The 13,905-nt window shown below is 73.1% G+C and carries 13 protein-coding genes; 10 read left to right on the top strand and 3 right to left on the bottom strand.

Translation table 11 applies throughout. The annotated features are described in order from the left end of the window. The first annotated feature begins 56 nt into the window (after positions 1-56). Genes nadA through nadC form a run of 3 tightly spaced genes read left to right on the top strand, consistent with a single transcriptional unit; the run spans position 57 to position 3,570 of the window. Entirely contained in the window at positions 57-1,076 is a 1,020-nt protein-coding gene (gene nadA / locus IOD16_RS28515; RefSeq protein WP_201436826.1) for a quinolinate synthase NadA, read from the top strand. Beyond that, complete coding sequence (locus IOD16_RS28510) at positions 1,073-2,710, top strand: L-aspartate oxidase (RefSeq protein ID WP_201436825.1); 1,638 nt, start codon at positions 1,073-1,075, stop codon at positions 2,708-2,710. The genes nadA and IOD16_RS28510 overlap by 4 nt, the downstream gene beginning before the upstream one ends. Continuing rightward, entirely contained in the window at positions 2,707-3,570 is an 864-nt protein-coding gene (gene nadC / locus IOD16_RS28505; RefSeq protein ID WP_201436824.1) for a carboxylating nicotinate-nucleotide diphosphorylase, read from the top strand. The genes IOD16_RS28510 and nadC overlap by 4 nt, the downstream gene beginning before the upstream one ends. A gap of 76 nt (positions 3,571-3,646) precedes the next feature. On the opposite strand, the gene IOD16_RS28500 is transcribed toward nadC, so the two are convergent. Together IOD16_RS28500 and IOD16_RS28495 are read right to left on the bottom strand one after the other, a co-directional pair. Then, the gene (locus IOD16_RS28500) at positions 3,647-4,558 is read right to left on the bottom strand and encodes a DUF2382 domain-containing protein (protein WP_201436823.1); all 912 of its coding nucleotides are present in this window, start codon (positions 4,556-4,558) and stop codon (positions 3,647-3,649) included. Positions 4,559-4,668: 110 nt separating this feature from the next. Next, entirely contained in the window at positions 4,669-5,448 is a 780-nt protein-coding gene (locus IOD16_RS28495; protein WP_201436822.1) for a carbon-nitrogen hydrolase family protein, read from the bottom strand. Positions 5,449-5,477: 29 nt separating this feature from the next. Here IOD16_RS28495 and IOD16_RS28490 point away from each other — a divergent pair, with 29 nt between their 5' ends. The 3 genes from IOD16_RS28490 (at position 5,478) to IOD16_RS28480 (ending at position 9,198) form a co-directional block, all read left to right on the top strand. After that, positions 5,478-7,022, top strand: coding sequence for an ABC transporter substrate-binding protein (locus tag IOD16_RS28490; protein ID WP_236594438.1), 1,545 nt, complete (start codon positions 5,478-5,480; stop codon positions 7,020-7,022). Positions 7,023-7,084: 62 nt separating this feature from the next. Continuing rightward, positions 7,085-7,978 carry an IS982 family transposase gene (locus IOD16_RS28485; RefSeq protein WP_201436820.1) on the top strand — a complete coding sequence of 298 codons (894 nt, stop codon included), beginning with the start codon at positions 7,085-7,087 and terminating at the stop codon, positions 7,976-7,978. 89 nt (positions 7,979-8,067) lie between these two features. Next, a complete protein-coding gene (locus tag IOD16_RS28480; protein WP_201436819.1) occupies positions 8,068-9,198 on the top strand; it encodes an aminotransferase class V-fold PLP-dependent enzyme in 1,131 nt (376 codons plus the stop codon). Here IOD16_RS28480 and IOD16_RS28475 read toward each other — a convergent pair. Further along, positions 9,179-10,492, bottom strand: a complete 1,314-nt coding sequence (locus IOD16_RS28475) for a M14 family metallopeptidase (protein WP_201436818.1) — start codon at positions 10,490-10,492, stop codon at positions 9,179-9,181. The genes IOD16_RS28480 and IOD16_RS28475 overlap by 20 nt on opposite strands. 171 nt (positions 10,493-10,663) lie before the next feature. Here IOD16_RS28475 and hisD point away from each other — a divergent pair, with 171 nt between their 5' ends. Genes hisD through IOD16_RS28455 form a run of 4 tightly spaced genes read left to right on the top strand, consistent with a single transcriptional unit; the run spans position 10,664 to position 13,832 of the window. Beyond that, positions 10,664-11,980 carry a histidinol dehydrogenase gene (gene hisD / locus IOD16_RS28470; RefSeq protein ID WP_201436817.1) on the top strand — a complete coding sequence of 439 codons (1,317 nt, stop codon included), beginning with the start codon at positions 10,664-10,666 and terminating at the stop codon, positions 11,978-11,980. Then, complete coding sequence (locus IOD16_RS28465) at positions 11,977-13,080, top strand: histidinol-phosphate transaminase (protein WP_201436816.1); 1,104 nt, start codon at positions 11,977-11,979, stop codon at positions 13,078-13,080. Before hisD ends, IOD16_RS28465 begins: the two co-directional genes overlap by 4 nt. After that, positions 13,077-13,676 carry an imidazoleglycerol-phosphate dehydratase HisB gene (gene hisB, locus IOD16_RS28460; protein WP_123746151.1) on the top strand — a complete coding sequence of 200 codons (600 nt, stop codon included), beginning with the start codon at positions 13,077-13,079 and terminating at the stop codon, positions 13,674-13,676. The genes IOD16_RS28465 and hisB overlap by 4 nt, the downstream gene beginning before the upstream one ends. Then, on the top strand, positions 13,677-13,832 hold the full coding sequence (locus IOD16_RS28455) for a hypothetical protein (protein ID WP_170185257.1): 156 nt from the start codon (positions 13,677-13,679) through the stop codon (positions 13,830-13,832). It begins immediately after the preceding gene. Positions 13,833-13,905 lie beyond the last annotated feature (73 nt).

The following is a 13,905-nucleotide window of genomic DNA, read 5'->3' as shown; positions in this document are numbered from 1 at the left end:
TACTATCGGCCACGTTTTCGACCGTTAGGCGAAAACCTGGATCTAGGGAGGAACCCATGGTCGCTACCGCTTACGTGGAGCGAACCTCCGACGGCGCCTACGACGGGATCGCCCCGGACGCCGCCTGGCGCGACGAGGTCCTGGAGCTCGCGCGCCGGCGGGACGCGGTGATCCTCGCGCACAACTACCAGCTGCCCGAGATCCAGGACATCGCCCACCACACCGGCGACTCGCTGGCGCTCAGCCGCATCGCGGCCGCGAGCGACGCGTCCACCATCGTGTTCTGCGGCGTGCACTTCATGGCCGAGACGGCCAAGATCCTCGCGCCGCACAAGACGGTGCTGATCCCGGACGAGCGGGCGGGCTGCTCGCTGGCCGACTCGATCACCGGCGAGCAGCTGCGCGCGTGGAAGGCCGAGCACCCCGGCGCGATCGTCGTCTCGTACGTCAACACCACCGCCGAGGTGAAGGCGGAGACCGACATCTGCTGCACCTCGTCGAACGCGGTGGACGTGGTGCGGTCCATCCCGGCCGACCGCGAGGTGCTGTTCCTGCCGGACCAGTTCCTCGGCGCGCACGTCAAGCGCGAGACCGGCCGGGAGAACCTGCACATCTGGGCGGGCGAGTGCCACGTCCACGCGGGCATCAACGGCCCGGAGCTGGCCGAGCGCGCGGCCGCGAACCCGGACGCCGACCTGTTCATCCACCCCGAGTGCGGCTGCGCCACGTCGGCGCTCTACCTCGCGGGCGAGGGCACCGTGCCGGCGGAGAAGGTGAAGATCCTCTCGACCGGCGACATGATCACCGCCGCCCGGCAGACCAGCGCGAAGTCGGTGCTGGTGGCCACCGAGATCGGGATGCTGCACCAGCTGCGCCGGGCCGCGCCGGAGATCGACTTCCGCGCGGTGAACGACCGGGCGTCGTGCCGGTACATGAAGATGATCACTCCGACCGCCCTGCTGCGCGGGCTGCGGGAGGGCAAGGACGAGGTGCACGTGGACCTGGAGACCGCGAAGCGGGCGCGGGGCGCGGTGCAGCGCATGATCGAGATCGGGCAGCCCGGCGGCGGGGAATGAGCACCCCCCTGTGGGAGGCCCGCGCCGACCTGCTGGTCGTCGGCACCGGAGTGGCCGGTCTGACGGCGGCGCTGCGCGCGCGTGAGCTGGGGCTGCGGGTCCTGGTGGTGACGAAGGCCGCCGCCGAGGACGGCAACACCCGGTGGGCGCAGGGCGGCGTGGCCGTCGTGCTGCCCGACGAGCACGACGCCGACGACACAGCCGACACGATCGAGCTGCACGTGCGCGACACGCTGGTCGCCGGCGCGGGGCTGTGCGACGAGGCCGCCGTCGAGGCGATCATCGCGGGCGGCCCGGCGGCGGTGACCCGGCTGCGCGAGCGCGGCGCGGTGTTCGACCCCGCGGCGACCGGTGGGCTGGCCCGCACGCGGGAGGGCGGGCACAGCGCGTTCCGGGTGGTGCACGCGGGCGGTGACGCGACCGGCGCGGAGGTCGAGCGCGCGTTGCTGGCGGCGGCGTCCGACGGTCGGGTGCCGGTGCTGGAGAACCACATCGCGGTGGACGCGGTGCGCACACCGCTCGGCCAGGTGTGCGGCCTGCTGGTGCTGGACGGCAACGGCGTGCCCGGTGTGCTCGGCGCGCCCGCCGTGCTGCTGGCCAGCGGCGGCCTCGGGCAGCTCTACCAGGCCACGTCCAACCCGGAGGTGGCCACCGGCGACGGGCTCGCGCTGGCGTTGCGCGCGGGCGCGGTGGCGGCGGACGTCGAGTTCGTCCAGTTCCACCCGACCGTGCTCTACACCGGGCGCGGCGCGCGTGGCCGCTGCCCGCTGGTCACGGAGGCGGTGCGCGGCGAGGGCGCGGTGCTGGTCGACGCGACCGGCGCGCGGGTCATGCGCGGCGTGCACCCGTTGGAGGACCTGGCGCCCCGCGACGTGGTGGCCGCGGCGATCACCCGGCACATGGCGGCCGGCCCCGGCGGCGTGGACGACCACGTGTTCCTCGACGCCACGGGCATCTCCGACTTCGCGCGCCGGTTCCCGACCGTGCACGCGGCCTGCCTCGCGGCGGGGGTCGACCCGGCGGGCCGGCCGATCCCGGTGGCGCCCGCGGCGCACTTCGCGTGCGGCGGTGTGGTGTCCGATGTGGACGGCAGGACCGGGGTGACCGGCCTGTACGCGGCGGGCGAGGTGGCCCGCACCGGGCTGCACGGCGCGAACCGGCTGGCGTCCAACAGCCTGCTCGAAGGCCTGGTCGTCGGCACGCGCGCGGCCGAGGCGGTCGCGGCGGACCTGGCGCTGGGCGTGCTGGCCCGCCCGTCGGCCTCGGTCGCGGTCGCGGTCGGGCTGCCGACGGCGCCGGTCGCCGACCGGGACTCGTTGCAGCGGGTCATGTCCCGCTACGCGGCGATCGGCCGTGACGCCGAGGGACTGGCCGTGGTCGGGTCGGTGCTGGACCTGTCCACCGCGGACCGCCGGCTGGACAGCCGGCAGCTGGTCGAGGACGCGGCGCTCACGGTGGCCGCGCGGGCGTTGATCGCGGCGGCGGCGGAGCGCGAGGAGTCGCGCGGCTGCCACGTGCGCACCGACTTCACCGAGCGGGACGACGCGCGGTGGCAGCGCGGCCAGGTGGTCCGGCTCAACCCGTCCGGCCAGCCGGTGCTGGCCGACCCAGCGGTGGCGAGGGGAGTGGCATGAACACCGGAGGACTGCACGCCGGGGCGAGCGGCGGACTGGACCTGGACGACGCGCGCCGGGTGATCGCGACGGCCTTGGCGGAGGACCTGCGCTACGGCGCGGACGCGACGACCGAGGCGACCGTGCCCGCGGACGCGGTGGCCGTGGCGGAGCTGACGCCCCGCGCGGCCGGCGTGCTCGCGGGCATCCCGGTGGCGCTGGAGGTGTTCCGGCAGGTCACCGACGTCGAGGTGCTGGAAGAGCGGCGGGACGGCGACAAGGCCGTGCCCGGCGAGCCCGCGCTGGTGCTGCGCGGGCCGGTGCGCGGCCTGCTCACCGCCGAGCGCACCGCGCTGAACCTGCTGTGCCACCTGTCCGGCGTGGCCACGCTCACCGCCGCGTGGGTGGACGAGGTCGCGGGCACCAAGGCGCGCGTGCGCGACTCCCGCAAGACCCTGCCGGGCCTGCGGCTGCTGGAGAAGTACGCGGTGCGGTGCGGCGGCGGCGTGAACCACCGGCTCGGCCTCGGTGACGCGGTGCTGATCAAGGACAACCACGTGCGGGCGGCGGGCTCGGTGCGGGCGGCGCTGGCCGCCGTGCGCGCCCACGCGCCCCACCTGGCGTGCGAGGTCGAGGTCGACTCGCTCGACCAGCTGGACGAGGCCGTCGCCGAGGGCGCGCAGCTCGTGCTGCTGGACAACTTCACCGCCGCCGAGTGCGCGGAGGCGGTGCGCCGGGCGGGCGGTGTCGCGCTGGAGGCGTCCGGCGGGCTCACGCTCGACGTGGCCAGGGCCTACGCCGAGACCGGCGTGGACTACCTGGCCGTCGGCGGCCTCACGCACTCCGCCCCGGCCCTCGACCTGGGGCTGGACCTGCTCTAGCCCCGGCGCGGACGAGGCCGGCGGAGCGGACGGGGAGCGTGCCCGCGCCCGGGGCACAGGCGCGGGCACGCCCTGTTCAGGAGTCGCGCCGCTCGGTCTTGCCGTCGCGCTCCACGTCGACCCGTTCCTTGCGGACCTCGCCGCGGACGTGCTCCTGCTCGGTCACGGCCTCCTTCTCCAACCGGACCTTCTCCACCGCCTTGGCCTTCTTCTCCACCACCGGCTCCTGCCGGCGGAGGGTGACCTCGACCTCGGCCTCCTCCTCCATGAACGCGCGGTCGGTCGGCGCGCCGTCCGCGGGCTCGCGCACCACGCGGACCTCTTCGTGCGTGACCGGCACCGTCACGTCCTTCTGCTCGGTCACGGTGTGCTTGACCAGGCGCACGCGGCCCGCCTCGACGTCGCGGGTGCCGACGTCGAGCTCCTCCTCGTAGCGGGTGACCGAGTCGCCGGAGCGGGCTTCGTGGCGGGCACGCTTGCCGGTGGTCGTCTCGCCCGCCGCGGCCGTCTCGCCGCGCACGGTGCCGCGTCCCTCGGGACGGGTCTCGCCGGGCATGCCGCCACCGCGCATCTCGCCCCGGCTGAGCCCGGACGTGTGGCCGGCGGACGGCATGGGCTTGGTCTCGGACCGCCCGCGGTTCGGCAACCGGTCGTGGTCGCCGGAGCGGTGCGACGGGATCAGGCCGTAGTACTCGTACAGCTCGTCCTGCTGCCGGTCGGACATGTGCTGGTCGGACACGTCGATCCTGGGCGCGTCCTTGACCTGCTGCTTGTCCACGGGCACGGTGACGACGCCGTTGCCCATGGTCGCGTCCTGGATGGGCACGAACGACTCCTTGAGGCCGAACAGGCCGGTGTGCACCGAGGCCCACATCGGCCGCCCGTCCCGGTCGTCGAGCCACACCTGCTTGACCGAGCCGATGCGCTCACCGTGCTCGTCGATCACTTCGCAGTCGTACAAGCGGTCCACTTCGGCCTGGTTGATCATGGCCGGGTCCCCTTCGCGTGTCGGATAGTCCCGAAAGGGGCTTCCCGGCGCCAAGGGCCACCTATTCGGCTGCCACCCGTTCGTGTGAGGCAACGCCCCCCGAAAGAAATTCAGAGTCGGCGGTTCGCCAGCACCGGCAAGGTATTCCGCGCCCGCGTGACGCTCTCCGCGTCCACTTCGGTCAGGAGCATGCCCGGCTCGCCGGCCAACTGCCCGACCACCTCGCCCAAGGGGGAGGCGACCGTGCTGCAGCCGATGCCGGTGGGCGCGCCGCCGTGGTCGACCTCCGGGTCGGCCTGGCCGCAGGCCAGCACCCACGACGTGCAGTCCAGCGCCCGCGCGCGCACCAGCAGCTCCCACTGCTCGCGCTTGCCCGGCCCCGAACCCCACGACGCGCACACCAGCACGGCCGTCGCGCCCCGGTCGGCCAACGCCCGGAACAGCTCGGGGAACCGCACGTCGTAGCAGGTGGCGAGGCCGAACGTGAGCCCGTCGACCTCGACGGCCACCGGCTCGGAGCCCGGCGCGACCGTGCTCGACTCGGTGAACCCGAACGCGTCGAACAAGTGGATCTTGTCGTAGCCGACGTGCCGCCCGCCGCCCGTGACCAGCAGGGTGTTCGCCACCCGGCCGTCCGGCGCGGGCGTGAACATGCCCGCCACGACGACCACGCCGTGCTCGTCGGCGATGTCGCGCACGGCGCTCGCCCACGGGCCGTCCAGCGGCTCGGCCACCGGGCCGAGGGGCACGCCGAACCGGCACATGGCGGCCTCCGGGAACACCACCACGCGCGCGCCGCCGGCCGCCGCGCGCGCGGTCTCCGAACGCACCAGGTCGAGGTTCGCCGACGGGTCGCTGGACGAGGTGATCTGGCAGAGGGCGACACGCATGCGGCCCACTCTAGGTAGTGTCGGGTCTCGTGCGCTCCCTCCTTCCCCCGCTGGTCGTCGTAGCCCTGCTCGCCGCTGCGGGGTGCACGGGCACGACGACACCGAGCGCCGAGGGCACGTCGGACAACAGCGCGCTCGTGCTGGCCGACCCGTTGGAGCCGACCACGCTGAACCCGCTGCTCGGCTACGGCCGCGACGGCGTGTCGAAGCTGTACGACGGGCTGGTGGAGCACCGCGCGGACGGCTCGGTGCGCCCGCAGCTCGCGGCGGACGCGCCCGCGCCCGCCGCCGACGGCCTGAGCTGGACCGTGTCGCTGCGCGAGGACGTGAAGTTCGCCGACGGCACGCCGTTCGGCCCCGAGGACGTGGTGGCGACCTACCGGGCGCTGCTCGACCCGGCGGCCGGCTCGACCGAGCGGACCGCGTACACCCAGCTGACCGGCGTGGAGCAGCTGGACGCGCGCACGGTCCGGTTCACGCTGGCCAGGCCGTGGGCCGCGTTCCCGCACACGCTGGTGCTCGGCATCCTGCCCAGCGAGGAGCTCGGCGGGCCGCTGCGCGACGTGCGGCCGGTCGGCACGGGCCCCTACAAGCTGGTGAAGTGGCGCAAGGGCGACCGGATGGTGCTGGAGGCCAACGCGTCCTACTTCGGCGGCGAGCCGGAGATCCGCAAGCTGACCGTGGTGTTCGTGCCGGACGACAACACGCGGGCGCAGCGGATGCAGGCGGGCGAGTTCGACGGCACCGAGCTGCCGCCCCGGCTGGCCACGTCGTTCAGCGCGGCCAACGGCATGAGGCTCATCACGCACCGCAGCGCCGACCTGCGTGCCGTCACGCTGCCGGGTGGCGCCGTGACGGGTGACAGCGCGATCCGGATGGCGTTGAACCACGCGGTCAACCGCAAGGGCATGGTGGACAACCTGCTCGGCGGCCAGGGCGCGGTGGTGAGCACGCCGGTGCCGGACACGCTGCCGGAGTTCGTGGAGACCGGCGCCCGGTTCGCCTACGACAAGGCGCTGGCCGAGCTGCTGCTGGACCAGGCGGGCTGGGTGCGCGGCGCGGACGGCGTGCGGGCGCGCGAGGGCGTGGCCGCCCGGTTCACGCTGATGTACCCGATCGGCGACGTGGTGCGCGCCGACCTGGCCACCGCGTTCGCCGCGGACGCCAGGGCGGTCGGCATCGACGTGCAGCTGGCCGGGTTGAGCTGGGAGGCCGTCACGCCGAGGCTGGGCGCGGACGCGCTGCTGCACGGCGGCGGCACGCCGTTCGACCCGGACCTGATGACCTACCTGCCGCTGCGCACGCCCAACCCGTGGGGTTACTCGAACCCGCAGGTGGACGCCGCGCTGGACGCCGGGCGGACGTTGCTGGACCCGGCGCAGCGCGCGGCGGCCTACAAGCAGTTCCAGCGCGCCTACGTGGCCGCGCCGGGCATGGTGGTGCTGGCGTCCGTGCGGCACACGTACGTGGTGCGGGAGAACTGGAACGGCTACCAGGAGGTCGTGGACCCCCACGCGCACGGCGCGTTGTCGTGGGGCCCGTGGTGGAACCTGGAGAAGTGGACGCCCCGCTAGACGAGTAATGCGTAAGTCGGGGCGGTGTCCGGAGACGGACGAAGGGTGTTCAAGATCCGTTTGTGACGACAGACCTGAACACCCTTCTGACCGCACTCTACGTCAAGATCGACGATCACCTGGCGGGCAGGACCCGCGTGGGCAGACCGCCGAAGTTGACCGACGCGGAGCTGGTCACCCTCGCGGTCGCCCAGGCGCTGCTCGGGTTCACCTCCGAGGCCCGGTGGCTGCGGTTCCTGCCCGTCCGGATGCCCGGCGCGTTCCGGTACCTGCCCGGCCAGTCCGGCTACAACCGCCGACTGCGCGCCGCGTTACCACTGGTCAAGCAGGTCATGCGCTGGTTGGCGGCCGACACCGACCTGTGGACCGACACCACCTGGATCGTGGACTCCACCCCGGTCGAATGCGGACGCTCCCTGCCCACCGTGAAGCGCTCTGAGCTGGCCGGCTGGGCGAAGTACGGCTTCTGCCGCTCGCACTCACGCTGGTTCTGGGGCCTGCGGCTGCACCTGGTCTGCACCCCGGCCGGTTTGCCGATCGCCTGGGCACTGGCCGATCCGAAGATCGACGAGCGCCAGGTGCTCATGGCGCTCTGCGACCACGAACCCCACCTGCTCACCGACCGACCCGGTCTGCTGATCATCGCCGACAAGGGCTACGTCTCCGCCGAACTCGACCACTACCTCACCGAACGCGGGGTCCGGTTGATCCGGCCGTCCTACCGCAACCGGACTCCGCACCCCGGCGAGCCGCTGCTCAAAGCCGTCCGCCAGCTCATCGAGTCGGTCAACGACACGCTCAAAGGCCAACTCGACCTGGAACAGCATGGCGGACGCACCATCGAGGGCGTCGGTGTCCGCATCGCCCAACGGCTCTTGGCACTCACGGCCGCCATCTGGCACAACCGCGCCACCGGCCGACCCGTCACCCGGTCCCTGACCGCCTACGACCACTGACCGACTTACGCATTACTCGTCTAGCCCCCGTCTTGCTGCATGCTGTTGGCGGCGGTGCGGATCAAGTACCTGCGGACCCAGGGGGCGCCATGAAGATCTTCCTCGACTCGGCCGGTTCGTCGCTGCCACCGCCCGAGGTGCTCGACGAGGTGATCGGCCACCTCAGGCGCGAGGCGGAGATCGGCGGGTACGTCGCCGCGCAGGAGCGCGAGGCCGACCTGGAGGCCGGCTACGGGGTGCTCGCGGAGCTGCTGGGCGCGTCACCGGACGAGATCGCGTTCACCGACAGCGCGACCCGGTCGTGGCTGACCGCGTTCGACGCCGTGCCGCTGGCCGCGGGCGACCGGGTGCTGTTCAGCGAGGCCGAGTACGCGGGCACGGCGATCCCGATCCTGCGGCGGGCGCGTGAGGTCGGCGCGTCGGCCGAGGCGGTGCCGTCGGACCAGTTCGGGCAGATCGACGTGGACGCGCTGAAGGACCTGCTGGACGAGCGGGTGAAGCTGGTCTCCCTGGTGCACGTGCCGACCAACGGCGGCCTGGTGAACCCGGCCCGGGAGGTCGCCGACGCGGCGCACGAGGTGGGCGCGCTGGTGCTGCTGGACGCGTGCCAGTCGATCGGGCAGCTGCCGGTGCGGGCCGACGAGCTGGGCGTGGACCTCATCGCGGGCACCGGCCGCAAGTGGCTGCGCGGGCCGCGCGGCACCGGTGTGCTGGTGGTGCGCCGCGAGGCCGCCGCGCGCATGACCCCGCGGCTGATCGACCTGCACAGCGCCGAGTGGACGGCCCCGGACGAGTACCGGCTGCGCGACGACGCGCGGGTCTACGAGATCTGGGAGGCCAGCGTCGCCGACCGGCTCGGGCTCATCGCGGCGGCGCGGCACGCGCTGGCCAAGGGCCTGGACGTGATCGAACGCGAGGTGGGCGAGCGCGCCCGCCGGCTGCGTGACGGGCTGGGCGCGCTGCCCGGCGTGACGGTGCGCGACCAGGGCGTGCGCAAGGCGGGCATCGTCACGTTCACCGTGGACGGCGTGGCCGCGACCGAGGTGCGCGACCGGCTGGCCCGCGAGGGCATCACGGTCACCGTCAGCTGGGCGTCCTCCACGCTGCTGGACATGACCCGGCGCGGGCTCGCCGAGGTGGTGAGGGCGTCACCCCACTACTTCGTCGAGCCCGCGCAGGTCGATCAGGCCGTGGAGGCCGTCAGCAGGTGCGCCCGGTGATGCGCGGGACGCAGTCGGAGTAGTCGAGGAACAGCTGCACCGCCGTGTCGTTGCGCGTGGTCTGCGGCGCGATCTGCGTGTCACGCGGGTAGAACCCGCTGGTGCCGCTCGCCGAGGCCGGGTACATCTCGAACGTGTAGCTCCAGATCTTGTGCGCGGCCCACATCCAGTCGTCGACGCTGCCGTCGGTGATGTAGAGGTCGCTGGCCTGCTGCGGCGTGTAGCCGTTCAGCGAGGCCATCCGCCTGCCCATGGTCTGGAACACGTTGGCCTGGGTGGCGTCCAGGCCCGCGGCGGTGTCGTTGTAGGTGTAGCCGTACGGCCACAGGATCAGCTCCGAGAACGTGTGCCAGTCGATGTGCGACTTGATCTGCTGCACACCGCCGACCACGCGCGTGCCGACGAAGTCGCGGACCCGCGCGGTCTCCGGCGCGGAGAACGCCGACGGGCCGCGGTAGGTCTCGCTCGACCCGCTGCTGCTGGAGCCGCCGCAGCAGCCCCACTGGTAGCCCCAGTTGCGGTTCGGGTCGGTGCCGGTCGAGGTGGAGTTCGGCTGCCGGTTCTTGCGCCACGCCCGGAACGAGCCGGTCGCGATGTCGTACTCGGCGCCGTCGGGGTTGACGCTGGGGATGACCCAGATCTCCCGGCTGTCGACGGTGCTCTTGACGGCCGAGTCGGACGCGTAGTTGTCCGTGTACCGCTTGATGATGTGCAGGCACATCTCCACGGTCAGGTGCTCCCGCGCGTGCTGGTTGCAGGTGAACAGCACCTCGGGCTCGGCCTCGTCGGAGGTCGGGTTGTCACTGATCTTGATCATCCACAGGTCGCGGTTCTGGTACGACTTGCCGATGCTGCGCATCGTGACGAGGTTCGGGTGGTCGCTGACCGTCTGGTTCAGCTCGGTGACCATCTCGGCGTAGTTGTGGTAGCCGGTGTAGCCGGACGGGAAGTCCTGCGCGCCGAGCTGCGGGTCGGCGAAGTCCGCCTTGCCCAGGCCCGCGAGCTGCGCGTCCGCGTCACCGGCGTTCTTCACCGGCAGCCCGGTGGCGCGCAGCAGCAACTGCTGGCGCGGTTCGGCGATCACGGTGAGCGTGTCGCCGTTCTGGCCGAGGACGTCGACCCCGGTCCGGGCGACCTTCGTCCGCGCCTCGGGCGAGGCCGCGGTGACCTCGAACACGGTCCGCTCGGGGGTGTGCGAGGCCGCCGGTTGCGCCGACCCGGGGTGCGCGGGGAGCACCAGGGCCACGCTCGCGACCAACGCGGCGGCCACAAGGCCGCGCCGCTTGGTGAACATCAAGCCTCCATCATCAGCAGGGTTTGCGACGGAGATGGGGAACACCCGCGAACGGGTGCCCACGCAGCGTGGCCCGCCGGTCACGGATCGAGGTAGCCCCCGTTTGTCGGGTTCACCACCGGGACCCAGGGTGACAGTTGACGGAATTGGCGACGCCTTACCCTTGTGGGCATGCTCAGCCGCATCGACCTGCGTGGTCGTGTCCCGTCACCCGCCGAACTGCGCGCCGCGCTGCCGCGCGCCGAGGTCGACGTGGACGCGGTGCTGCATCAGGTCCGGCCGCTCGTGGAGGACGTGCGCGATCGGGGCGTCGAGGCCGTGCTGGAGCACGGCGCGAAGTTCGACGGGGTGCGCCCGGCGTCGATCCGCGTGCCCGCCGCCGAGCTGGAACGCGCGCTGACCGAGCTGGACCCGGCCGTGCGGGCGGCGTTGGAGGAGTCCATCGCTCGCGCCCGCAAGGTGCACGCCGACCAGCGCCGCGTCGACACGACCACCCAGGTCGTGCCCGGCGGCACGGTCACCGAGCGCTGGGTGCCGGTGGCCCGCGTCGGCCTGTACGCGCCCGGCGGCCTGGCCGTCTACCCGTCCAGCGTGGTCATGAACGTGGTGCCGGCGCAGATCGCGGGCGTCGAGTCGCTGGTGGTGTGCTCGCCGCCGCAGGCCGAGTTCGGCGGCCTGCCGCACCCGGCGATCCTGGCCGCCGCCGCGCTGCTCGGCGTCACCGAGGTGTGGGCCGTGGGCGGCGCGCTCGCCGTCGCGCTGCTCGCCCACGGCGGCACGGACACCGACGGGCGGCTCCTGGAGCCGGTGGACCTGGTGACCGGTCCCGGCAACATCTACCTGACCGCCGCGAAGCGGCTGCTGCGCGGTCTGGTCGGCATCGACTCCGAGGCCGGGCCGACCGAGATCGCGGTCCTGGCCGACGGCACGGCCGACCCGGTGCACGTGGCCGCCGACCTGATCAGCCAGGCCGAGCACGACACGCTGGCCGCGAGCGTGCTGGTGACCACGTCGGTGGAGCTGGCGGACGCGGTGGACGCGGAGCTGGCCCGCCAGGTCGGCGAGACCAAGCACCACGAGCGCGTGCGGACGGCCCTGACCGGCAGGCAGTCCGGCACCGTGCTGGTGTCGAGCCTGGACGAGGGGCTGCGGGTGGTGGACACCTACGCCGCCGAGCACCTGGAGGTCCAGACGGCCGACGCCCGCGAGGTCGCCGCCCGCGTGCGCGCGGCCGGCGCGGTCTTCGTGGGGGCCCACTCGCCGGTGTCGCTGGGCGACTACTGCGCGGGCTCCAACCACGTGCTGCCCACCGCCGGCTGCGCGCGGCACTCCTCGGGGCTGTCGGTGCAGACGTTCCTGCGCGGCATCCACGTCATCGACTACAGCGAGGACGCGCTGCGCGAGGTCGCGCCGCACGTGGTGGCGCTGGCGAACGCCGAGGACCTGCCCGCGCACGGCCAGGCCGTGACGGCGAGGTTCCCGGCGTGAAGCCCGTCGGAGCCAAGGTCGAGCTGGTCGACCTGCCGCTGCGCGAGGACCTGCGCGGCCGGACGCCGTACGGCGCGCCGCAGCTCGACGTGCCCGTCCGGCTGAACACGAACGAGAACCCGTACCCGCCCACGCCCGCCCTGGTGCAGGACGTGGTGCGGGAGGTGGCGGCCATCGCCGGCGAGCTGCACCGCTACCCCGACCGGGACGCGGTGGCGTTGCGCGAGGACCTGGCGGCCTACCTGGCCTCGTCCACGGGCGTGCCGCTGACGTCGGCGAACCTGTGGGCGGCGAACGGGTCGAACGAGGTGCTCCAGCAGATCCTGCAGGCGTTCGGCGGGCCGGGGCGCTCGGCGCTGGGCTTCGAGCCGTCGTACTCGATGCACCCGATCATCGCCGCCGGCACCCGCACGGAGTGGGCGCCGACGCCCCGCCGCGCCGACTTCTCGCTGGACGTCGCGCGGGCGGCCGAGACCATCGCCGGGCGGGCGCCGGACGTGGTGTTCGTGACCAGCCCGAACAACCCGACCGGGCAGAGCCTGCCGGTGGCGGACCTGCGGGTGCTGATCGAGGCCGCGCCCGGGATGGTCGTGGTGGACGAGGCGTACGCCGAGTTCTCCTCGCGGGAGAGCGCGGTCGTGCTGCTGGAGGACTACCCGGCGAAGCTGATCGTCAGCCGGACCATGAGCAAGGCGTTCGCCTTCGCCGGCGGCCGGCTGGGTTACCTCGCCGCCGCGCCCGCCGTGGTGGACGCGTTGCAGCTGGTGCGGCTGCCCTACCACCTGTCGGCGTTGACGCAGGCGGCGGCGCGCGCCTCGCTGCGGCACGCGGCGGAGACGCTCGGGTCGGTGGCGAAGCTGGCGGCCGAACGCGACCGGGTGATGGGCTCGCTCGCGGGCCTGGGCTTCTCGGTGGTGCCGAGCGACGCGAACTTCGTGCTGTTCGGCTGGTTCGAGGACACGCGCACCGCGTGGCGCGCGTATTTGGAACGCGGTGTGCTGATCAGGGACGTCGGCATCGCCGGACATCTGAGGGTGACGGTCGGCACTCCGGAGGAGAACGACGCGTTCCTCGCGGCGAGCAAGGAGGTTGGCCGGTGAGCCGGGTCGGCAAGGTGGAGCGGACCACCAGGGAATCGTCGGTGCACGTCGAGGTCGACCTCGACGGCACCGGGCAGGTCGAGATCGCCACGGGCGTGCCGTTCTACGACCACATGCTGACCGCGCTGGGCGTGCACGGGTCGTTGGACCTGGTCGTCCGGGCGACGGGCGACGTGGAGATCGACGCGCACCACACCGTGGAGGACGTGGCGATCGTGCTCGGGCAGGCGTTGCGGGAGGCGTTGGGGGACAAGGCGGGCATCCGCCGGTTCGGCGACGCGTGGATCCCGATGGACGAGACGCTGGCGCACGCGGCGGTGGACGTGTCCGGGCGGCCGTACTGCGTGCACGTCGGCGAGCCGGAGCAGTTCACCACCTTCACGATCGGCGGCAACTACCCGTTCGTGCTGAACCGGCACGTGTTCGACTCGCTGGCGTTCCACGCGGGCATCGCGCTGCACGTGCGGGTGGAGTACGGGCGCGACCCGCACCACATCGCCGAGGCGCAGTTCAAGGCCATCGCGCGGGCGCTGCGGACGGCCGTGGAGCCGGACCCGCGGGTGGGTGGCGTGCCGTCGACCAAGGGCGTCCTCTAGATGCCGAAGGAGTACGTGGTCATCGGCCTGATCGCGCTGGCCGGCTTCCTCGGCGGCGGCGTCTACAGCACGTGGCGGACGGCGCGGGGCCTGGCGGTCGTCCTGCTGGTCCTCGCCCTGGTCGCCGTGGGCGCCGCCGTCACCTGGCTCCTGTAGCCCTCCGAACGTAGGACTCTCGCGAGAGTCCTACGTTCACGCCGCGCGTGTCCTACGTTCGGGACGGGCGTGT

The organism is Saccharothrix sp. 6-C, from assembly GCF_016695385.1.
GTDB lineage: Bacteria > Actinomycetota > Actinomycetes > Mycobacteriales > Pseudonocardiaceae > Actinosynnema > Actinosynnema texasense.
The sequence above is the reverse complement of the archived record's forward strand: the minus strand, read 5'-3'. Positions and strand labels throughout refer to the sequence as shown.